We start from the raw sequence: 21848 nt of genomic DNA on the forward strand, positions 1-21848 counted from the left end.
ACTTTTATGGCTCCTCTCTTAATCAAAACATAGACAGTTACATAAATGGGAGACGGAGGAGTTCATATGAAAATCCAAAAGGTTATGGTCATAGGTGCAGGTCAAATGGGTTCTGGTATTGCACAGGTTTGTGCAATGGCTGGATTTGAAGTGTTCTTACACGATTTAAAAAAGGAATTTGTTGATCGAGGACTTTCGGTTATTAAAAAGAACCTTTCTCGCCAAGTGGAAAAAGGAAAAATGACGGAAGAAGCTCAAAATCAAACCCTTTCATTATTAACAGCGTCTACGGATTTACAAAATGCATCCGGAGTGGATTTAGTCATTGAAGCTGCAGTCGAGAATATGGAAATTAAATCGAAGTTGTTCTCTCAGTTGGATGAAATTGCACCAGCACATGCCATCCTAGCATCTAATACTTCTTCACTTCCTATTACGGAAATTGCGGCAGCTACTAAAAGACCGGAGCAAGTGATCGGGATGCATTTTATGAATCCGGTACCTGTTATGAAGCTTGTAGAAATCATCAGAGGATTAGCTACAACGGATGAAGTGTATCAAGCAATTGAAGATATGTCTAAAGCCCTTGGGAAAATCCCAGTAGAGGTAAATGATTTCCCTGGTTTCGTTTCGAACAGAATTCTAATGCCAATGATTAACGAAGCCATTTACACACTGTATGAAGGTGTTGCGACAAAAGAAGCCATTGACGAGGTTATGAAGCTAGGTATGAACCACCCAATGGGACCTTTAACTCTAGCAGATTTTATCGGTCTTGATACATGCCTGTATATCATGGAGACGTTACATGAAGGGTTCGGAGATGACAAATATCGCCCATGCCCACTATTAAGAAAATATGTAAAAGCTGGTTGGCTTGGAAGAAAGACTGGTAGAGGCTTCTACAGCTACGAATAGTAAATAGATTTTTGACATGGCGTATGATTTACAAAACATCTGGGGGGGAATCAGAATGGATCTTCGATTTACGGAAGAGCAAGAGATGATGAGAAAAATGGTGCGTGACTTTGCACAACAAGAGATTGCACCTTTTGTTGAAAAGATGGAAGAAGGCGAGTTTCCTAGAGAATTAATCAAAAAGATGGGCGAACTTGGTTTGATGGGAATTCCAGTACCTGAAGCTTATGGTGGAGCGGAAATGGATTTCGTATCGTATATCATTGCGATTCATGAAATTTCGAAAGTGAGCGCTACTTTAGGGGTCATTTTATCCGTTCATACTTCTGTTGGAACAAATCCAATCCTTTACTTTGGGACAGAGGAACAAAAGCAAAAGTATGTGCCGAAGCTTGCTGCTGGTGAATACTTAGGAGCCTTCTGTTTAACGGAAGTAAGTGCAGGGTCAGATGCATCCAGCTTGAAATCTAGAGCCGTTAAATCTGGTGATCATTATGTGATTAATGGATCCAAGGTTTTCATCACAAATGGTGGAGAAGCAGATGTGTACATCGTGTTTGCATCGACTAACCCGGAAGCAGGTGCTAAGGGAGTGTCCGCATTTATCGTAGAAAAAGATACTCCAGGACTTGTTATCGGTAAGGATGAGCACAAAATGGGACTGCATGGTTCAAGAACGGTTCAACTCTCGTTCGAAGATATGAAAGTGCCTGTTGAAAACCTGCTTGGACAAGAAGGAGAAGGCTTTAAAATTGCCATGGCGAACCTTGATTCTGGTCGAATCGGAATCGCAGCACAGTCCTTAGGAATTGCAGAAGGTGCCATGGAACATGCCATTGCATATGCAAAAGAAAGAAAGCAGTTTGGTAAACCTATTGCCCTTCAACAAGGTGTGGGCTTTAAATTGGCGGACATGGCTACAAACATTGAAGCTGCTAAGCTATTAGTCTATCAAGCAGCATCTTTACGATCTGAAGGAAAAGCCTGTGGCAAGGAAGCCTCCATTGCTAAGCTATTCGCTTCTCGTACTGCAGTGGAAACGGCTATAGAAGCAGTTCAAGTGTTTGGTGGCTACGGTTATTCAAAAGAGTATCCAGTTGAACGCTATTTCCGTGACGCGAAAATCACGGAAATCTATGAAGGTACAAGTGAAATTCAACGAATCGTTATTAATAAATACTTATAATCTTTCAAAAAGGGCAGGGATTTTAGCATGAATTTTAAATTAACTGAAGAGCATGAAATGATTAGAAAAATGGTGCGTGACTTTGCAAGAAACGAAGTGGCACCAACTGCTGCAGAGCGTGATGAAGAAGAGCGTTTCGACCGTGAAATTTTCGATAAAATGGCGGAGCTTGGATTAACAGGTATTCCATGGCCTGAAGAGTACGGTGGAATCGGAAGTGATTATCTTGCATACTGCATCGCAATCGAAGAGCTTTCAAGAGTATGTGCTTCAACAGGTGTAACTCTTTCAGCACACACATCATTAGCTGGTTGGCCAGTATACAAATTCGGTACAGAAGAGCAAAAACAAAAATATCTTCGTCCAATGGCAGAAGGTACAAAGATAGGTGCTTATGGATTGACGGAGCCAGGTTCAGGTTCAGATGCAGGTGGCATGAGAACAACTGCTAAGCTTGACGGAGACCACTATGTGTTGAATGGTTCAAAAATCTTCATCACAAATGGTGGAGAAGCAGACATTTATGTGGTGTTCGCACTAACGGATCCAACATCTAAGCACAAAGGAACAAGCGCATTTATCGTGGAAAGCGATTTCCCTGGCTTTAGTGTAGGAAAGAAGGAAAAGAAATTAGGTATTCGTTCATCTCCTACTACAGAAATCATCTTTGAAGATTGCCGTGTGCCGAAGGAAAACCTTCTAGGAGAAGAAGGAGATGGCTTCAAAATCGCGATGATGACTTTAGATGGCGGTCGTAACGGAATTGCAGCTCAAGCTGTCGGAATCGCTCAAGGAGCTTTAGATGCATCTGTAGCCTACGCAAAAGAAAGACAACAATTCGGTAAACCAATCGCTGCCCAACAAGGAATTGGATTCAAACTTGCAGACATGGCAACAAGTGTCGAAGCTTCAAGACTATTAACGTATCAAGCTGCATGGTTAGAGTCTGAAGGTCTTCCATACGGAAAAGAATCAGCGATGTCTAAACTATTTGCAGGCGACACAGCGATGAAGGTAACGACAGAAGCGGTCCAAGTATTTGGTGGATACGGCTATACGAAAGATTACCCAGTAGAGCGCTTCATGAGAGATGCTAAAATCACGCAAATCTATGAAGGTACTCAAGAAATTCAACGTCTAGTAATCTCTCGTATGATTACTAAAGATTAATATATATAAAACTTTAGTTGTTTTTCGGAAACTTTGATGGTCATTTGCAGTAATAACTTGAATTATCCCAGTTGATTATAGCGGAGGGCACTTGAATCCTGCGGGAAGTAGAGGGAAGTGGGAGACCCCACAGGCGGTACGCCGAGGAGGCTCCCACCCTCCCCGCGGAAAGTAAGTGCCTGTAGCGGAAATCAGCGGACTTATTACAAGTTTAAAACCCAATCTTTGGGAAAAGACGCAAACTTTAAAAGAATATAAGAGGCGTAGTAGCAATCGACGAAGTGAATTGACACACAATGATAGCACAGCTACGCCCTTTTCAACTGATGACAGGCGGTGACGAATTGGATAAAAGAGAAGTGCATGCTTCTGTGAAAGATGAACGTCTCGTCAAGAAACGTCGCAATCAGATGATCAAAGGGGCCGTATCTCTTTTTAAGGAAAAAGGATTCCATCGCACAACGACTAGAGAAATAGCAAAGGCATCAGGATTTAGCATTGGCACGTTGTATGAGTACATTCGTACAAAGGAGGATGTCCTGTATCTTGTTTGCGATAGCATTTACGATGAAGTAAAAGAGCGGCTGCAACAAGACCTTTATCAAAAAGAGGGGACTCTTGAAAGTCTGAAACTAGGGATAGCCTATTATTTTAAGGTCATGGACGAGATGCAAGATGAAGTTTTAGTCATGTATCAAGAAGCCAAATCATTAACGAAGGATGCCCTACCTTACGTATTGAATAAAGAGCTCGAAATGGTAGGGATGTTTGAGCATTTATTAAAAAAGTGCCAACAAAATGGGGAACTGAAGCTTTCAGATCAAGAAATTCGATTGATTGCACACAACATTTTCGTCCAAGGTCAAATGTGGGGATTCCGTAGATGGGCCTTGCGAAATTTGTTTACATTAGAAGAGTTTATTGAAATGCAAACTTCTGTATTGATTGACGGTTTGAAAAAACAATCATGAGAACCAAAGGGGGACCAAGATGAACACGGTTGAGAATTATAAACCAAAACATCATATTCGTTTCATAACAGCGTCTAGCTTATTTGATGGACATGATGCTTCTATAAATATTATGAGACGTATCCTACAAGCGAGCGGGGCAGAAGTCATTCATTTAGGACATAACCGTTCTGTAGAAGAAGTCGTGAATGCGGCGATTCAAGAGGATGTTCAAGGGATTGCCATTTCTTCCTATCAAGGGGGACATGTCGAATACTTTAAATATATGTACGACCTTCTCCAAGAAAAAGGTGCTGGGCATATTCGCATCTACGGCGGCGGCGGTGGAGTCATCATCCCTAAAGAGATTAAAGAACTACATGATTATGGAATCGCAAGGATTTTTTCTCCTGATGATGGTCGTGAATACGGTTTGCAAGGCATGATCAATCGTATGCTTGAAGAATGTGATTTTTCACCGGTTCAAGGAAACTTATCAGATTCTTTGGAGGCTTTGAAGCAAGGAAACCCAGGAGCAGTTGCTCAATTCATTACCTTTGCTGAAAACCGTGTCGATTCTTCAATGGAAGCGGCTGCCGGCGCAGAAGCTCTTCTTGATAAAGTCAAAGACCTACAACAGAAAACTCCAGTAGTCGGAATAACAGGAACGGGCGGAGCTGGAAAAAGCTCATTGACGGATGAATTGATTCGCCGTTTCTTGAATGAAATTCCTGAGAAAAAAGTAGCCATTTTATCAGTAGATCCAACAAAGCAAAAAACAGGCGGTGCTTTGCTAGGTGACCGCATCCGCATGAACGCGATTTTCAATAATCGTGTCTATATGAGAAGCTTGGCAACACGTTTGTCTAAAAGTGAGCTATCACTAGCTATTGCTGACGCGATTACGGTCGTAAAAGCAGCTGGTTTTGATCTTATCATTGTTGAAACATCTGGAATCGGCCAAGGTGATGCTGGAATCACTGAGTTCTGTGATGCGTCCATGTATGTCATGACTAGTGAGTTCGGTGCTCCTTCACAGCTTGAAAAAATTGATATGATCGATTTTGCTGATTTAATTGTCATTAACAAGTACGAGAGAAAAGGCTCTGAGGATGCTCATCGTCAAGTACAAAAACAATATCAACGTAGCCGTAATTTGTTTCATCAGGAATTTTCTGAAATGCCAGTTTACGGAACGATTGCTAGCCAGTTCAATGATCCAGGAACGAATGCTTTATTTGCTGCATTAATTGAAAAAATTAATGAAAAAACAGGAACGGACTGGAAGACTAGATTTTCAAAAGAAGCGGATGTAAAAAAACAAAATGTCATCATTCCGAATGACCGACGCTATTACTTACGTGAAATAGCTGATACGGTCAGAACGTACCACACTAAAGCTGAAGAGCAAGTAAAGATAGCTCGTAAGCTATTCCAGCTTGAAGGTGCGATTGAAGCTGTAAAAGAGCAAGAAACGAACTCTGAAGTATTGTCTTCCTTAGAGGCTTTACGTGATCATACTGCCACTAAGCTGACAGAAGAATCCAAGAACATCCTAGCTAACTGGAGTAACTTCCGAGAGCAGTATGCACAGGATCGTTTTGTTACGAAAATCCGTGACAAAGAGATTGTGACAGAGTTAAAAACAAAGAGTCTTTCCGGATTAAATATCCCGAAAGTAGCACTTCCAAAATATGCAGACTACGGTGAAATCTTGAAATGGGTGTATCGTGAAAATGCACCAGGGTATTTCCCATTCACAGCAGGCGTGTTCCCATTCAAGCGTGAAGGTGAAGATCCGAAGCGTCAGTTTGCTGGAGAAGGATCACCTACTCGTACGAATCGTCGTTTCCACTATTTATCTAAGGATGATACAGCGAAACGCTTAAGTACAGCGTTTGATTCTGTGACTCTTTATGGCGAAGATCCAGATTATCGTCCAGACATTTACGGGAAAGTCGGAGAGAGCGGTGTAAATATCTGTACGTTGGATGACATGAAAAAGCTGTATGATGGATTTGATTTATGCCACCCATCTACATCTGTATCCATGACAATCAATGGTCCAGCTCCAATCATTTTAGCGATGTATATGAATACGGCAATCGACCAACAGGTGAAAGTCAAAGAAGATGAGCTTGGAAGAATGCTGACAGTGGAAGAATTCCATGCAGTACGTTCGCAAACGCTTCAAGCCGTTCGTGGGACTGTACAGGCAGATATCCTAAAAGAAGACCAAGGTCAGAATACGTGTATCTTCTCTACAGAATTTGCATTACGTATGATGGGCGATATCCAAAAGTACTTTATTGATCAAAAAGTTCGTAACTATTACTCAGTTTCGATTTCTGGTTATCATATTGCTGAAGCAGGTGCGAATCCAATTTCACAACTTGCGTTCACACTGGCAAATGGTTTCACATATGTTGAGTACTATTTGAGTAGAGGCATGAACATTGATGATTTTGCACCGAATCTATCCTTCTTCTTCTCGAATGGATTAGATCCAGAGTACACAGTAATTGGTCGTGTAGCACGCCGAATTTGGGCAACGGTTATGCGCAATAAATACGGTGCGAATGATCGTAGCCAAAAGCTAAAATACCATGTACAAACATCAGGTCGTTCACTTCATGCTCAGGAAATCGATTTTAATGATATTCGTACAACATTGCAGGCTTTAATGGCATTGCACGATAACTGTAACTCACTTCATACGAATGCATACGATGAAGCAATTACAACTCCTACGGAAGAATCCGTACGTCGTGCGATGGCTATTCAAATGATCATTACAAAAGAGCATGGTTTAACGAAAAATGAAAATCCTCTGCAAGGATCCTTTATCGTTGAGGAATTAACAGATATGGTTGAAGAAGCGGTGTTACAAGAATTCGATCGCATCAATGACCGTGGTGGTGTACTAGGGGCAATGGAAACTCAATACCAACGTGGAAAAATCCAAGATGAGTCCATGTATTATGAGATGAAAAAACACACAGGTGAACTACCAATCATCGGTGTGAACACATACTTGAATCCGAACCCACCATCTGAAGAATCTGTGGATAATATGGAAATTGCGCGTGCTACAACAGAGGAAAAAGAAGGTCAAATTCAAAACCTTCGTGAATTCCAAGAAAGAAACAAACATGCTGCAGACGAAGCGCTTACAAGACTAAAAGAGGCAGCTATGAGCGGTGGTAACATTTTCGAGGAATTAATGGAAACTGTTAAAGTAGCAAGCCTTGGCCAAATAACTAAAGCCCTATATGAAGTTGGCGGACAATACCGAAGAAATATGTAATAAGAAATGCATAAGCCTGATACCATAGAAGGTGTCAGGCTTCTTTCTATCTATACAAATCAAAAATGAAAAATTTACAAATTTTTATTAATTTTACCTTATAATTAATATAGAATCGGGAAAGAATGAATGTCTAGAAGTTCCCGACAATAATAAGAAACACAGGTGAGGCTTTATGAATGAAAGGTCAAAACACAATAGACTAAACAGTGTATTTCTATATGGAGAAGGGACTATGAGCTTGAAAAATCTAGCGATTGGTATTGGCATGATTGCTCTTGCAGTTATCACTTATATTCTTTATCAGAAATCGTTAGGGTCTGTGGTCTTTTTACCACTTTCATTCTATTTTTTTTATTTGGCATATAAAGAATACAAGAAATCATCATGAGTTTTAGTTTAAGAACGTTTATGAATGTTTCATCGAGTTGATAAAGTTAGTGGTAGCATAAACCGCATCATATTGTTTATAATGTTGTATATATCTATTAGAATAGGGAATTTGTGACTATTCTAAATGGATCGTATAGTGTCGCACTGGATGTGCTTTTGATAGAGAAAGGGAGTGCAGGAATTGAGTTTAAGCCAATACTCTAAAGAAGATTTACAGGAAATGTCAATGCTAGAAGCGGCTTACGAGCTTTTGGTAGAGAAAAAACAAGCAGTTAGCTTTAAAGAGCTTGTGGACGAAATTAAGGCAATTCAAGAATTATCTGATGAGGAACTGAAGCAACGTCTTTCCCAGTTCTATACAGATTTAAACATTGATGGCCGCTTCAGTTGTATCGGAGATAACAGATGGGGTCTGAAAAGCTGGTATCCTGTAGATCAAATCGAAGATGAAATTGTCCATACTACTACGAAGCCTAAGAAGAAAAAGGCGAAAAAAGCTGTAGATGAAGACGAAATCGATGACTTTGATGATATTGAAGAAGATGAGCTAGATGGCTTTGACGATTTAGATGAATATGAAGACGATCTTGATGATGACGATGAAGAAGAAGACGTTGAACTAATTGAAGACCTTGACGAAGATGAGGATTTGGATGAAGACACCCTCATCGAAGAAGATGAGCTTCTATTAGAAGACGAAGACAGTGACCTTGACGAAGATGAAGAAGATGAGGAATTCGAAGAGGACGAAGAGCTATAATCGTACTTGACTTTTTAATTCGAAATTTGTAGAATCATTTTTGGGCTCCTTTTAAAAGGACACGTATTTAATTTATATCGCTCCCCTTACTTTTGTAAGAGGGGCGTTTTTGTTTTTATTGGGCATTTTCTATCTGGAAGTGGAAAAGCTAATACTATAAAAACTAAGTGCAAAAGTAAGGGCTGCCATGCAGCTCATTTCATTTTTAGCTCCATGATTAACTGATAAAAAGGGGGAAGCGGACATGACAAAGTATATTTTTGTAACTGGTGGGGTAGTTTCTTCACTAGGAAAAGGAATTACAGCTGCATCATTAGGAAGGCTTTTAAAAAATAGAGGATTGAGCGTTTCTATTCAGAAATTTGATCCTTATATTAACGTGGACCCTGGAACTATGAGTCCATACCAACACGGAGAAGTTTTCGTAACGGATGATGGTGCTGAAACAGATTTGGACTTAGGTCACTATGAGCGCTTCATCGATATTAATTTAGGTAAATATAGTACTGTAACAACAGGTAAAATTTATTCAACGGTCTTAAAGAAAGAACGTCGTGGAGATTATTTGGGTGGAACGGTTCAGGTTATCCCACACATCACGAACGAAATTAAAGAACGTGTTTTCCGTGCTGGAAAAGAAACAAATGCAGACGTTGTTATCACGGAAATTGGTGGAACAGTTGGGGATATCGAGTCTCTTCCATTCCTTGAAGCGATCCGCCAAATCAAGAGTGATATTGGTCGCGACAATGTTATGTATATTCACTGTACTTTAATTCCTTACATTAAAGCTGCAGGCGAAATGAAAACAAAACCTACACAACATAGTGTAAAAGAATTACGTAGCCTTGGTATTCAACCAAATGTAATCGTAGTTCGTACAGAGATGCCTATTTCTCAAGATATGAAGGATAAAATTGCATTGTTCTGCGATATCGATAAAAAGTCTGTAATCGAGGCTCGTGACGCGGATACTTTATACTCAGTGCCATTAGCACTTCAAGATCAGAACCTAGATCAAATCGTCTGTGATCACTTAAAGCTTGAGGCTCGTGAAGCTGAAATGACAGAATGGAAAGCACTTGTAGACAAGGTATTGAACTTGTCTAAGAAAACATCAATCGCTTTAGTAGGGAAATATGTTGAATTACAAGATGCTTATATTTCTGTAGCGGAAGCGTTAAAACATGCAGGTTATGCATTTGATGCGGACGTTCAAATCAAGTGGATTAACTCTGAGCATGTTAATAAAGAAAATGTAGAAGAATTACTTGGTAGTGTTGACGGAATCCTTGTTCCAGGTGGATTTGGGGACCGTGGTGTCGAAGGTAAAATCGTTGCGACTGAATATGCACGTGTCAACAAAAAGCCTTTCCTTGGCATTTGCTTAGGTATGCAATTGGCATCAGTTGAATTTGCTCGTAACGTTTTAGGGTTAGAAGGAGCTCATTCAGCAGAACTTGATCCACAAACTGCGCATCCTATCATTGATTTACTGCCGGAGCAAAAAGATATTGAAGATCTTGGTGGAACGCTTCGACTAGGTTTATATCCTTGTAAGTTGATGGAAGGAACAAAAGCTATGGCTGCTTATGAAGATGAAGTCGTTTACGAACGTCACCGTCATCGCTATGAGTTTAACAACCACTACCGTCAAGCAATGGAAGCGAAAGGATTCATATTCTCAGGAACGAGCCCAGATGGCCGTTTAGTTGAAGTGATTGAATTGGAAGATCACCCTTGGTTCGTGGCTTCTCAATTCCATCCAGAATTCACATCTAGACCTACTAGACCACAACCATTGTTCCGTGACTTTGTAGAAGCATCATTAAAATCTGCGGAATAATATAAATGAAAATAAACAGGCGGATCCTTTCTTGGACCGCCTGTTTTTATTCTTTTTGCATAGATTGGTGTTTTTATACTAAATGGGTTATCCGTTGCTTTTTCGCAGGACAAAGAATAAGATGTTTCGAATTGTCACACCACGAAGTATTACGAATGTATCTTTGACAAACAACTCAGGTCGTTTTAGGTAGCAGAAAATACATCTGAAACTTCCTTTTATTTACAACTCTTCTTCCTCTTCCTCTAATTCACCTAAGATTTCATCAAGGGTGAACTTAATGCCATGATAGACGAACAAGCCAAGCATAAGAGCCGGATATCCAAACCGATTTCCTAATTCATCTGGAAGTAATCCTTTTAGTAGTTTTAAGTCAATATGCACATCTGCAATTGTATGTAATCCCACTTCATCCTTTTTTTCAACGGTGGAAACTGCAACAAATGGTATATCTTGCTGCTCTAAAGTCTGGGCTATTTTTATTGCTTCTTCATCCTGTGAGAAACGCGAAAAAACGATTGCACGATCGATTGTTGTACAAGGTAATTCTCCTGCATTCCATTCCAAACTTTTGGCACGTGGAAATGGCTCTAAACCAAACAGAGCTTCTGATAGTACCCCACCCATTTCATCGCCACCGTAAAAATAGACATTCCCTTCTCCAACAATTGCTTGAGCTACTAAGCGTGCTGCCTCTTCTATTGAGCTTTCATCATCTACAAACGGTTTAAACTTACCTTGTAGTTGCGTAGAAAAAATTTTTAGCATGACGTTTTCCTTCCTTTACAAATCACAGAAATAAATGAGAGTAGTTCAAATTATAAATCATCGAACATTTAAATGCGAATGTAGGGTATTTATAGCGAAATAATAATAAATGGCTATTTTCGTAAACTTTGTTTTCAATTTAATTTGCTTTAAAAGTCTGAGTTGATTGTAGAGGAAATCTACAGTCAAACTATATAGTATAAAAACAACAATCTATGCGAAAAAAGCTAATGTGCAGAATTTGTCGGTTGAACTTTTTTAAAAAAGGAAGGAATATTGAGCATTTCTACAGAATGTATATTATGTTATTTATAAAGATTAAATATTAGATATAGATTTGTAAATAAAAGGGGTAACTACAAAAACGAGGTGCTGGCATGGGAGAAAAACTATTAATCGTAGATGACCAATTCGGTATAAGGATTTTATTGAATGAAGTATTCCAAAAAGAGGGATATAAAACTTTTCAAGCTGCAAACGGAATTCAAGCATTAGATATTGTTACCAACCAAGCTCCTGACTTAGTGTTATTAGATATGAAAATCCCAGGAATGGATGGGATTGAAATCTTAAAACGCATGAAAAAGCTGAACCCTGATATTCGAGTCATTATTATGACTGCTTATGGAGAACTTGATATGATTCAAGAAGCGAAGGATTTGGGTGCACTGACTCACTTCGCAAAACCTTTCGACATCGATGACATGCGAAAGGCTGTACGCCAATACTTACCAATTAAAACATCCTAATTTGATTTAAGGTCGTTCATTTCATAAATTCAATGATTACATGTGAATTTGTTGCCGTTTTTTCATTCAATTGATATGCTAAAGGTGTATTTTTTGTAGGGGCTTAAAAAGTTGGTTAGTATAGGGATTCTTCTTTTTAGGGAAAAATTGAAAAGGGGATCTAAACCTTACAGCAGTTTGGATAGTTTCTACTACAAGGAGGAAATAGAATGCCTTTAGTTTCAATGACTGATATGCTCAACAAAGCACTAAAAGAAAAGTATGCAGTGGGCCAATTCAACATCAATAACCTTGAATGGACTCAAGCTATTCTTGCTGCGGCAGAACAGGAAAAATCACCAGTAATTCTTGGTGTATCCGAAGGTGCTGCACGCCACATGGGTGGTTTCAAAACAACGGTTATGATGGTAAAAGGTCTGTTAGAAGATATGAAGATAACAGTACCAGTTGCGATTCATCTTGATCATGGATCAAGCTATGATAAGTGTAAAGAAGCGATTGAAGCAGGGTTTACATCTGTTATGATCGATGCTTCTCACGGTCCTTTTGAAGAGAACGTTTCAACGACTAAAAGAGTGGTTGAACTTGCTCATTCACAAGGCGTTTCTGTTGAGGCTGAGCTTGGAGTTGTTGGTGGACAAGAAGATGATGTTGTCGCTGATGGCGTAATTTATGCGGATCCAAAAGAGTGCCAAGAGCTAGTGAAACAAACAGGTGTAGATTGCCTTGCGCCAGCACTAGGTTCTGTTCACGGTCCTTATAAAGGTGAACCTAATTTAGGCTTCAAAGAAATGGAAGAAGTTCGTGATTTGACGGGCATTCCATTAGTATTGCACGGCGGAACTGGAATTCCTACTAAAGACATCCAAAAGTCTATTTCTTTAGGAACGTCCAAAATCAACGTGAATACAGAAAACCAAATCGCGTTTACAAAAGCTGTTCGTGAAGTATTAAACTCGAATGCTGAAGTATATGACCCACGTAAATATATCGGCCCTGGTCGTGACGCAATTAAAGAAACCGTTATCGGCAAAATGCGTGAATTCGGTTCAAGTAATAAAGCTTAATTCCATTAATAAATTTTATTTAATGATTCAGGAAACCGCCCCATACAGGCGGTTTCCTTTGTCCTATCAGAAGTATGAGAGGGTATCGAATTAATATCACTGTAAAAAGTAATCATAAGATTTACAATGGGAGGTATAGACATGAAATTTTTTATTGATACTGCAAATATAGATGAAATTCGTGAGGCTAATGAGCTTGGTTTACTATCAGGGGTGACAACGAATCCATCTTTAGTAGCTAAGGAAAAAAATATTTCTTTTCCTGATAGATTAAAGGAAATCACAGATTTAGTATCAGGGTCAGTAAGTGCAGAAGTCATCGCTTTGGATTATGATGGTATGATCAAGGAAGGTCGAGAATTAGCGGCTATTGCGCCTAATATTACTATTAAAGTACCGATGACTCCAGATGGATTAAAGGCTGTGCATACCTTTACAAAAGAGGGAATCAAAACGAATGTAACGTTGATTTTTAGTGCGAACCAAGCGTTAATGGCTGCACGTGCTGGGGCTACATATGTTTCTCCGTTTTTAGGAAGGTTGGACGATATCGGTCACGATGGCTTGAAACTGATTTCTGATATTGCTGATATTTTTGCAATCCATGGTATTGAGTCAGAAATTATTGCAGCTTCAATCCGTCATCCGATGCATGTGACGGAAGCTGCATTAAAAGGGGCCCATATCGCTACAGTACCATTCACAGTCATCATGGGGATGTTCCATCATCCATTGACTGATAAAGGAATAGAAGCGTTTTTAAAAGATTGGGCAGGAAGATCATAAGAAAAGAGTATCTTTCTGAATAAAACGTTCGAAATCTTGTTACTATATCCTCATTTTTAATTTTTTTATCAAAATTTACATGAGAATAAGAATTTTGTGTAAACTATAAGATAAAGAATAATGTCAAATTATGTTTGAATCTGTTGGTAAAACATGGATATAAATGAATGTAGTAATATTTTTTTCTTTCGAACGGCTTTTACGCAGAAGGGAGTATAATATGGAAAAGCTTAAAATTGCAGGCGGTTACCCTCTTAAAGGGACAATTCGTGTAAGTGGAGCTAAAAATAGTGCGGTGGCCTTAATTCCAGCAACCATTTTGGCAGATTCTCCAGTTACCATTGAAGGATTACCAGAAATTTCGGATGTTGAAATCTTAAAAGGATTATTAGAAGAAATTGGTGGATCGGTTTCATTCAATGACGGGGAAATGAGAGTTGACCCGAGTACTATGATTCCAATGCCCCTTCCGAATGGTCGTGTAAAAAAGCTTCGTGCTTCCTATTATTTAATGGGTGCTATGCTTGGTCGGTTTAAAAAGGCGGTCATCGGACTTCCAGGAGGCTGTTATTTAGGTCCAAGACCGATTGATCAGCATATTAAAGGTTTTGAAGCACTTGGCGCTCAAGTTACAAATGAACAAGGTGCAATTTATCTCCGTGCAGATGAGTTAAGAGGCGCAAAGATTTATCTGGATGTAGTAAGTGTGGGAGCTACTATTAATATTATGCTCGCTGCAGTTCGTGCAAAAGGTCGTACCATCATTGAAAATGCGGCTAAAGAACCTGAAATTATTGATGTAGCCACTCTATTGACTAATATGGGAGCCAAGATAAAGGGAGCCGGAACCGATATCATCCGTATCGATGGAGTAGATAGCCTGCAAGGATGCCGTCATACCATTATACCTGATCGAATAGAAGCAGGAACATTTATGATTATGGCAGCTGCAGTAGGAGAAGGCATTTTAATCGATAATGTCATTCCTCAGCATTTGGAATCCTTGATTGCAAAATTAAGGGAAATGGGCGTCAGCGTTGAAACAAGGGATGATCAAGTCTTTATTACTCCAGGCCCAGCCTTTAAATCTGTTGACATTAAAACATTGGTCTATCCGGGCTTTGCCACAGACCTGCAACAGCCTTTCACTACTTTATTAACGAAGGCAACAGGATCTAGCGTGGTGACCGATACCATCTACGGAGCTCGTTTCAAACATATTGATGAATTGCGCCGAATGAATGCCAATATCAAAGTAGAAGGCCGTTCTGCCATCATTAATGGTCCTGTCCAATTACAAGGAGCCAAAGTGAAAGCCAGTGACCTTCGTGCAGGTGCAGCACTTGTCATTGCTGGACTAATGGCAGAAGGAATCACAGAGATAACGGGCTTAGATCATATCGACAGAGGCTATAGCCATCTAGTGGACAAGCTAAATGGATTAGGTGCAACCGTCTGGCGAGAAAAAATGACTGAAGAAGAAGTTGAGCAACTGAAGAGTTCTTAATGAAATAAAGAAAGCCTATTTTCAATTGTGAAGATAGGTTTTTTCTTTCCGTTCTAGCATACATAAAAGCGTGATACGCCCAAGTTCAATGAAGTTACACTTAACTTTTTTAGTTTAACGGCCAACTTTTCTGATTTTACGCCCAACTTTTATAGTTTTACGCCCAACTTGTCGAAAAAACACACAGCATTCTCCAAGCATTAGGGGAGTTGTAAAGACTTCCATTAAAAAAATTGAGTTTATTTGTCACTAATCTTTACTATTGTGCTACAATATATTCGTTAATGTGTTATACGGATTATTCAAACGCATGTACCTTATGCATTTCTATATATTGCTTAGGAGGAAATCAGAATGGAAAGAAGTTTATCGATGGAACTTGTCCGCGTTACAGAAGCAGCTGCATTAGCTTCAGCTCGCTGGATGGGACGAGGTAAAAAAGATGAGGCGGATGGTGCTGCAACTTCTGCGATGAGAGATGTATTCGATACGGTTCCAATGAAAGGAACGGTTGTTATAGGTGAAGGTGAAATGGATGAAGCTCCAATGCTTTACATTGGTGAAAAATTAGGCACAGGGTATGGTCCTAGAGTGGACGTAGCTGTAGATCCGTTAGAAGGAACGAATATTGTGGCTTCTGGTGGATGGAATGCGTTAGCGGTATTGGCCATTGCGGACCATGGGAATCTATTGCATGCGCCAGACATGTATATGGATAAAATTGCAGTTGGACCGGAAGCTGTTGGCCAAATTAGTATTGATGCCCCGGTTCTAGACAATGTTAGAGCGGTTGCTCGAGCAAAAAATAAAGATATTCAAGATGTTGTTGCTACTGTCTTAAATAGACCTAGACACGCTGAACTTATTCAAACTCTAAGAGATGCAGGCGTAAGAATCAAGCTGATTAATGATGGTGACGTTGCGGGTGCTATCAACACAGCTTTTGATCAAACGGGTGTTGACATTCTATTTGGTTCTGGTGGAGCTCCAGAAGGTGTAATTGCTGCAGTAGCATTAAAATGTCTAGGTGGGGAAATCCAAGGTAAACTTCTTCCTCAAAACGACGCAGAAGCACAACGTTGTTTAAAAATGGGACTAGACATTAATAAAATCTTGTTAATGGAAGATCTGGTTCGTGGTGACGATGCTATTTTCGCTGCTACTGGTGTAACGGACGGTGAACTTTTACGTGGTGTCCAATATAAAGCGAACTACGGGGAAACACACTCTTTAGTTATGCGTGCAAAATCGGGAACGGTCCGTTTCATTGATGGACGTCATAGCTTAAAGAAAAAACCAAATCTAGTTATTAAATAAAAAGTCACTGATAGGAATAATATAGGCCAATCTTGACGATAGTAGTAAAATAATAAGGTTGAAGCGAGCTGAAAAAGCTCGCTTCAACATTTAAGTTGAATATTCTCCGTAGAAAAAGTACAATAGAGTGAAACTTCCCCGAATAAATGACAGTGATTATCTATTTGTGGAAAAAGATTAATACTCAAAATTACTCCAACCCTTCAAGAGTTGTAAAGTTTTATCCTTCAATATTGTCTTCTTTAAAAAGAAAAACAAATTCCTTTATTTAAACATTCAAGATTGAATTAAATACTCAGCCTTAGGTAGCAACCAAGGTGCGTCTACGCTTGCGTTTTTTTTCAATCAAACGTTAGTTTTTTCTATGATTTTTTCAAATTTAAAAAGAGTGGTGTCACGATGAATTTAACGATTTCAAAGCTTGAACATATGAAATTAAAAGAATTGTACGAGCTGGCTAAGGAATATAAGATTTCTTACTACAGCAAATTAACAAAAAAAGAATTGATATTCTCCATCCTTAAATCACAAGCAGAACAAGATGGATTGCTTTTCATGGAAGGAGTACTTGAGATTATTCCTTCTGAAGGATTTGGTTTCTTAAGGCCAATCAATTACTCTCCTAGTTCGGAAGATATTTATATCTCTGCTTCACAGATTCGTCGATTTGATTTACGTAATGGAGATAAAGTATCAGGTAAAGTACGTCCACCAAAAGAAAATGAGCGCTATTTCGGATTATTGCATGTGGAAGCCGTAAACGGAGATGACCCTGAATCTGCGAAAGAACGTGTCCATTTCCCAGGATTAACACCTTTATATCCAAACCGTCAAATCAAGCTGGAAACTACACAAAAAAACTTATCAACACGTATTATGGATGTTATTGCACCAGTTGGTTTTGGACAGCGTGGATTAATTGTCGCTCCTCCAAAAGCTGGTAAAACGATGCTTCTTAAGGAAATTGCGAATGCAATCACTACGAACCATCCAGAAGCGGAATTGATCGTTCTTTTAATTGATGAGCGTCCCGAAGAGGTAACGGACATTGAACGCTCTGTTGCTGGTGATGTTGTAAGCTCAACGTTTGATGAGGTTCCAGAGAATCATATTAAAGTCGCGGAATTAGTGTTGGAGCGTGCGATGCGCCTAGTGGAGCATAAACGTGACGTTATTATCTTGATGGATAGCATCACACGTTTAGCTCGTGCCTACAACTTGGTCATTCCTCCAAGCGGAAGAACTCTTTCTGGAGGTATCGACCCAGCTGCATTCCATCGACCTAAGCGATTCTTCGGTGCGGCCCGTAATATTGAAGAAGGCGGAAGCTTGACGATTTTGGCAACAGCCTTAATCGATACAGGCTCAAGAATGGATGATGTCATCTATGAAGAGTTCAAAGGAACAGGTAATATGGAGCTTCATTTAGATCGTCAGTTAGCAGAAAGAAGAATCTTCCCTGCAATTGATATTCGTCGTTCTGGAACACGTAAAGAAGAATTGTTAATTCAAAAAGATCATCTTGATAAGCTGTGGGCAATTCGTAAAACGATGTCAGACACTCCTGATTTCGCAGAACGTTTCTTGCGTAAACTTCGCCAGACGAAGAGCAATGAAGAATTCTTTGCCATGCTGGAAGAAGAAATGAAAGGCAATACCTCGAAGCGAGGGTCATAATTGTTAATTATTTGAAATACATTTCCGTAAATAAGCTGTAATAAGGCATTTAATTCTATTGGGCAATAAAGGGAAAAGGTAGAGTATATCGTCCAGTTGGCCCCACCCCTCCCTACGGAAAGCAAGTGGCTGTAACGGAACACAACGGTCAATTTTTTGAGGAAAAACAGGATTTTCCTGTTTGCAAAATAGAATTGACCTTGCTATAATCAAATAGTATGTTTTACAAAAATATGTGAAAAGCTAATATCACTTTATTAGTGCATATAACTCTGTTTCAGAATGATTCAGGGCGGAAGGAGATGAAAAGAATGAAAGCAGGAATTCATCCAAATTACAATAAGTTAGTTGTTAAATGTGCTTGTGGTAACGAATTTGAAACTGGCTCAGTAGCTAAAGAAATGCGCGTTGAGACTTGTAACGAGTGTCACCCATTCTATACTGGACGTCAAAAATTCGCTGAAGCTGGCGGCCGTGTTGATCGTTTCAACAAAAAATACGGTATTAAATAATTTTAAACTTCTAAAACAGGCAAGAACTAAACCACTTGCCTGTTTTTTTACTCTTTTAAGGGGTATTTTTAGCATTTTCCGACGATTTTTAGTGGTAAATACAATCTTGTCTTGATTGTGTTGAACTTTTTAATATATATAAGCTGGTTTTGTCGTATGACGCTTCAGCTTTCCAATAGGGTACATAGGAAGGGAGAGGTCTCATTCATGTATGTAATGAAACAATCAGGTTGGATGGAACTGATTTGTGGAAGCATGTTTTCAGGAAAATCCGAGGAATTAATTCGAAGAGTACGTAGAACACAATTTGCTAAACAGAAAACGATTGTGTTTAAGCCTGCAATCGATAATCGATATGCGGAAGAAGCGGTTGTATCACATAATGGAACCTCAGTTATGGCATTGTCTATTTCAAAATCCACAGATATATTTAAATTTATCTCAGAGGAAATTGATGTAATTGCCATTGATGAAGTCCAATTCTTTGACGAGGAAATTGTACAAGTTGCCCAACACCTAGCAGATACCGGATATCGAGTAATTTTGGCTGGACTTGACCAAGATTTTAGGGGAGAGCCTTTTGGACCGGTACCCAAACTAATGTCTTTAGCTGAACTAGTTACGAAATTACAAGCTGTATGTGCTGTATGCGGATCACCTTCTAGTCGAACTCAAAGGTTAATCAATGGAAAACCAGCTTCTTACAACGAACCAATCATACTCGTGGGGGCTTCAGAAGCATATGAGCCTCGTTGCCGCCATCACCACGAAGTGCCTGGCAAAACAACTGAAACTGTGGAAACAAAAGTCGTTGAAGAAACAATATAGATTGAAAAGACCCTAATGTATAGGGTTTTTTTTATTAGTATTGTAAAATTCTCAATATGTTATCTCCGTTTAATGCTCCAATATACATTTTCATCATCAATTCTGCACTTAAACTCAATATTCTTAGAAGGGCCATGTACCTTTTATCGAAACTGAAGGATTTAAAATTGAAACGGGAAAAATATATTCGAAACCAAGAAAAATAAAATCGAAACGGCCAAAAATAAAATCGAAAATCCACAAATATCGATTTTTCGACAAATTAACCAAAGGGCCGCGCATGGTTTAGAGTATATATGCTTCGATATCGAGCTCCTCTTGAGGTCCGCTTACTTATGGTGTTCCTTTTTAGCTTTTCAGGGTACCATTAAAAAAATCTTTTGGCTAAAATTGCATTGTAGACCATCTTTAAAAGTGGAAAAGCTACTAACAGGAGGTGCGTGACATGCACAAATTGTTAGCTGTATCACTAATGTCAGTAGTTTTCCTTTCAGCTTGTGGCGTCAATAATAATGCCCATGAGAATAAATTTCAGGATGAAAACGGAACACGATTAATTACCAACAAGCCAAACGCGTACGAAGATGGTGGAATCCGTTATTCTCCAGAAAGAAGTTATGATCCTAACCTTAATCCATATGCGCAAAACAATCCTTATCCTCTTAGTGCAGGAGAATATAATGCGGCACAAAATTCAGATGTAAATACTGCCAGATTAGTTGTATTGGAAAAAACAACATTTGTACCAGGACCAATCACTTTAAATGGGAACGACTTATGGGTGACAGCATATAGCAAAGGGATTTTTGAATCCGTTGAGGAAAAAAGAAATCAAGAGGCTTGGCTGCATAGCACTTTAGCCAAAGCACTGCCTGAATATAACATTGAAGTGAAGGTTGAAGAACAACGAAATAAATAAGCTACAAATCCCTTGTCAATTGATGGCAGGGGATTTTACATACATGGAATTTTGACGTTAACAATTTAAGTGTACTATAATAGTGAGAGGTATGTATAAAATTCGAGGTGAAACATTGTGATAGATCGTTTGCAAGCGGTTGAAGATCGTTACGAAAGATTAAATGAGCTTTTAAGTGATCCAGAAATCGTTAATGACCCAAAGAAGTTAAGAGAATATTCAAAGGAACAATCTACTATTCAAGAAACGGTTCATGTGTATCGTGAATATAAAGAATTCCGTGAGCAATTACAAGAAGCAAAATCTATGCTAGAAGAAAAGCTGGATGCAGAAATGCGTGAAATGGTGAAACAAGAAATCAGCGAGCTTGAAGATTCGATGGAAGAGCTTGAAGCTAAGCTGAAAGTATTATTATTGCCAAAAGACCCGAACGATGACAAAAACGTTATTATGGAGATTCGCGGAGCTGCAGGTGGAGACGAGGCTGCTTTGTTCGCAGGCAGTTTGTATCGCATGTACAGCCGTTATGCTGAGGTTCAAGGCTGGAAAACTGAAGTTATTGAATCCAATGCGACAGGATTAGGTGGTTACAAGGAAATCATCTTTATGATTAATGGTCAAGGTGCTTATTCCAAGCTGAAATTTGAAAACGGTGCACACCGAGTTCAACGTGTTCCTGAAACAGAGTCAGGTGGTCGTATCCACACATCTACTGCTACTGTTGTTGTATTGCCGGAAGCGGAAGAAGTGGAAGTTGAAATCCATGACAAAGATATTCGTTTTGATGCGTTTGCTTCATCTGGAGCAGGTGGTCAAAGTGTTAACACGACGATGTCAGCTGTTCGTTTAACGCACATTCCAACTGGAATCGTCGTTTCGTGTCAGGATGAAAAATCCCAACATAAGAACAAAGACAAAGCCATGAAAGTTTTACGTGCTCGTGTCTATGACAAGTTCCAACAAGAAGCCCAAGCTGAGTATGATCAAAATCGTAAGTCTGCGGTCGGAACAGGAGATCGTTCAGAGCGTATTCGTACGTATAACTTCCCTCAAAACCGTGTAACGGACCACCGAATCGGTTTAACGATTCAAAAGCTTGATCAAGTTATGGAAGGTAAGTTAGACGAAGTGATTGATGCGCTTGTATTAGTTGATCAATCCGATAAGCTGCAAAACGCAGGTGAGTAA

19 protein-coding genes are annotated in these 21848 nt (G+C 39.3%); 18 read left to right on the forward strand and 1 reads right to left on the reverse strand.

Translation table 11 applies throughout. The features are described 5' to 3' along the window. Window positions 1–66 precede the first annotated feature (66 nt). The 8 genes from DBX25_RS00500 to DBX25_RS00535 all read left to right on the forward strand — a co-directional run bounded on the left by DBX25_RS00500 (window position 67) and on the right by DBX25_RS00535 (window position 10530). Window positions 67–918, forward strand: a complete 852-nt coding sequence (locus DBX25_RS00500) for a 3-hydroxybutyryl-CoA dehydrogenase (RefSeq protein WP_108668823.1) — start codon at window positions 67–69, stop codon at window positions 916–918. Window positions 919–973: 55 nt separating this feature from the next. Continuing rightward, entirely contained in the window at window positions 974–2104 is a 1131-nt protein-coding gene (locus DBX25_RS00505; RefSeq protein WP_108668824.1) for an acyl-CoA dehydrogenase, read from the forward strand. A 27-nt stretch (window positions 2105–2131) separates the two neighbouring features. Continuing rightward, window positions 2132–3274, forward strand: coding sequence for an acyl-CoA dehydrogenase (locus tag DBX25_RS00510; protein ID WP_108668825.1), 1143 nt, complete (start codon window positions 2132–2134; stop codon window positions 3272–3274). Window positions 3275–3618: 344 nt separating this feature from the next. Then, window positions 3619–4245 (forward strand): TetR/AcrR family transcriptional regulator, encoded by a 627-nt coding sequence (locus DBX25_RS00515; protein WP_108669046.1) that lies wholly within the window; start codon window positions 3619–3621, stop codon window positions 4243–4245. 19 nt (window positions 4246–4264) lie between these two features. Then, window positions 4265–7531 carry a fused isobutyryl-CoA mutase/GTPase IcmF gene (gene icmF / locus DBX25_RS00520; RefSeq protein WP_108668826.1) on the forward strand — a complete coding sequence of 1089 codons (3267 nt, stop codon included), beginning with the start codon at window positions 4265–4267 and terminating at the stop codon, window positions 7529–7531. A gap of 235 nt (window positions 7532–7766) precedes the next feature. Continuing rightward, complete coding sequence (locus DBX25_RS00525; RefSeq protein ID WP_157950816.1) at window positions 7767–7922, forward strand: hypothetical protein; 156 nt, start codon at window positions 7767–7769, stop codon at window positions 7920–7922. Between the two features lie 183 nt (window positions 7923–8105). Then, the gene (gene rpoE / locus DBX25_RS00530) at window positions 8106–8684 is read left to right on the forward strand and encodes a DNA-directed RNA polymerase subunit delta (protein WP_108668828.1); all 579 of its coding nucleotides are present in this window, start codon (window positions 8106–8108) and stop codon (window positions 8682–8684) included. Between the two features lie 244 nt (window positions 8685–8928). Further along, complete coding sequence (locus DBX25_RS00535; protein ID WP_108668829.1) at window positions 8929–10530, forward strand: CTP synthase; 1602 nt, start codon at window positions 8929–8931, stop codon at window positions 10528–10530. A gap of 222 nt (window positions 10531–10752) precedes the next feature. Here the strand turns inward: DBX25_RS00535 and DBX25_RS00540 are convergent, their stop codons facing one another. Next, window positions 10753–11298 carry a DUF2529 domain-containing protein gene (locus tag DBX25_RS00540; RefSeq protein WP_108668830.1) on the reverse strand — a complete coding sequence of 182 codons (546 nt, stop codon included), beginning with the start codon at window positions 11296–11298 and terminating at the stop codon, window positions 10753–10755. A gap of 377 nt (window positions 11299–11675) precedes the next feature. On the opposite strand from DBX25_RS00540, the gene DBX25_RS00545 reads away from it, so the two are divergent. The 10 genes from DBX25_RS00545 to prfA all read left to right on the forward strand — a co-directional run bounded on the left by DBX25_RS00545 (window position 11676) and on the right by prfA (window position 21848). Continuing rightward, a complete protein-coding gene (locus tag DBX25_RS00545) occupies window positions 11676–12047 on the forward strand; it encodes a response regulator (RefSeq protein WP_108668831.1) in 372 nt (123 codons plus the stop codon). Between the two features lie 209 nt (window positions 12048–12256). Then, window positions 12257–13114 carry a class II fructose-bisphosphate aldolase gene (locus DBX25_RS00550; protein ID WP_108668832.1) on the forward strand — a complete coding sequence of 286 codons (858 nt, stop codon included), beginning with the start codon at window positions 12257–12259 and terminating at the stop codon, window positions 13112–13114. Between the two features lie 141 nt (window positions 13115–13255). After that, window positions 13256–13900 carry a fructose-6-phosphate aldolase gene (gene fsa, locus DBX25_RS00555; protein WP_108668833.1) on the forward strand — a complete coding sequence of 215 codons (645 nt, stop codon included), beginning with the start codon at window positions 13256–13258 and terminating at the stop codon, window positions 13898–13900. A 220-nt stretch (window positions 13901–14120) separates the two neighbouring features. Continuing rightward, window positions 14121–15407 (forward strand): UDP-N-acetylglucosamine 1-carboxyvinyltransferase, encoded by a 1287-nt coding sequence (locus DBX25_RS00560; RefSeq protein ID WP_108668834.1) that lies wholly within the window; start codon window positions 14121–14123, stop codon window positions 15405–15407. Window positions 15408–15761: 354 nt separating this feature from the next. Beyond that, entirely contained in the window at window positions 15762–16724 is a 963-nt protein-coding gene (gene glpX, locus DBX25_RS00565; RefSeq protein WP_108668835.1) for a class II fructose-bisphosphatase, read from the forward strand. A 399-nt stretch (window positions 16725–17123) separates the two neighbouring features. Further along, window positions 17124–18401, forward strand: a complete 1278-nt coding sequence (rho, locus tag DBX25_RS00570; RefSeq protein ID WP_108668836.1) for a transcription termination factor Rho — start codon at window positions 17124–17126, stop codon at window positions 18399–18401. A 311-nt stretch (window positions 18402–18712) separates the two neighbouring features. Beyond that, window positions 18713–18913 (forward strand): 50S ribosomal protein L31, encoded by a 201-nt coding sequence (gene rpmE, locus DBX25_RS00575; RefSeq protein ID WP_108668837.1) that lies wholly within the window; start codon window positions 18713–18715, stop codon window positions 18911–18913. A gap of 207 nt (window positions 18914–19120) precedes the next feature. Next, on the forward strand, window positions 19121–19741 hold the full coding sequence (locus DBX25_RS00580) for a thymidine kinase (RefSeq protein WP_108668838.1): 621 nt from the start codon (window positions 19121–19123) through the stop codon (window positions 19739–19741). A gap of 445 nt (window positions 19742–20186) precedes the next feature. Then, window positions 20187–20660, forward strand: coding sequence for a hypothetical protein (locus tag DBX25_RS00585; RefSeq protein WP_108668839.1), 474 nt, complete (start codon window positions 20187–20189; stop codon window positions 20658–20660). 117 nt (window positions 20661–20777) lie between these two features. Beyond that, entirely contained in the window at window positions 20778–21848 is a 1071-nt protein-coding gene (gene prfA, locus DBX25_RS00590) for a peptide chain release factor 1 (RefSeq protein WP_108668840.1), read from the forward strand.

Origin of the sequence: Peribacillus acanthi, assembly GCF_003073175.1 — a bacterium.
GTDB lineage: Bacteria > Bacillota > Bacilli > Bacillales > DSM-1321 > Bacillus_BN > Bacillus_BN acanthi.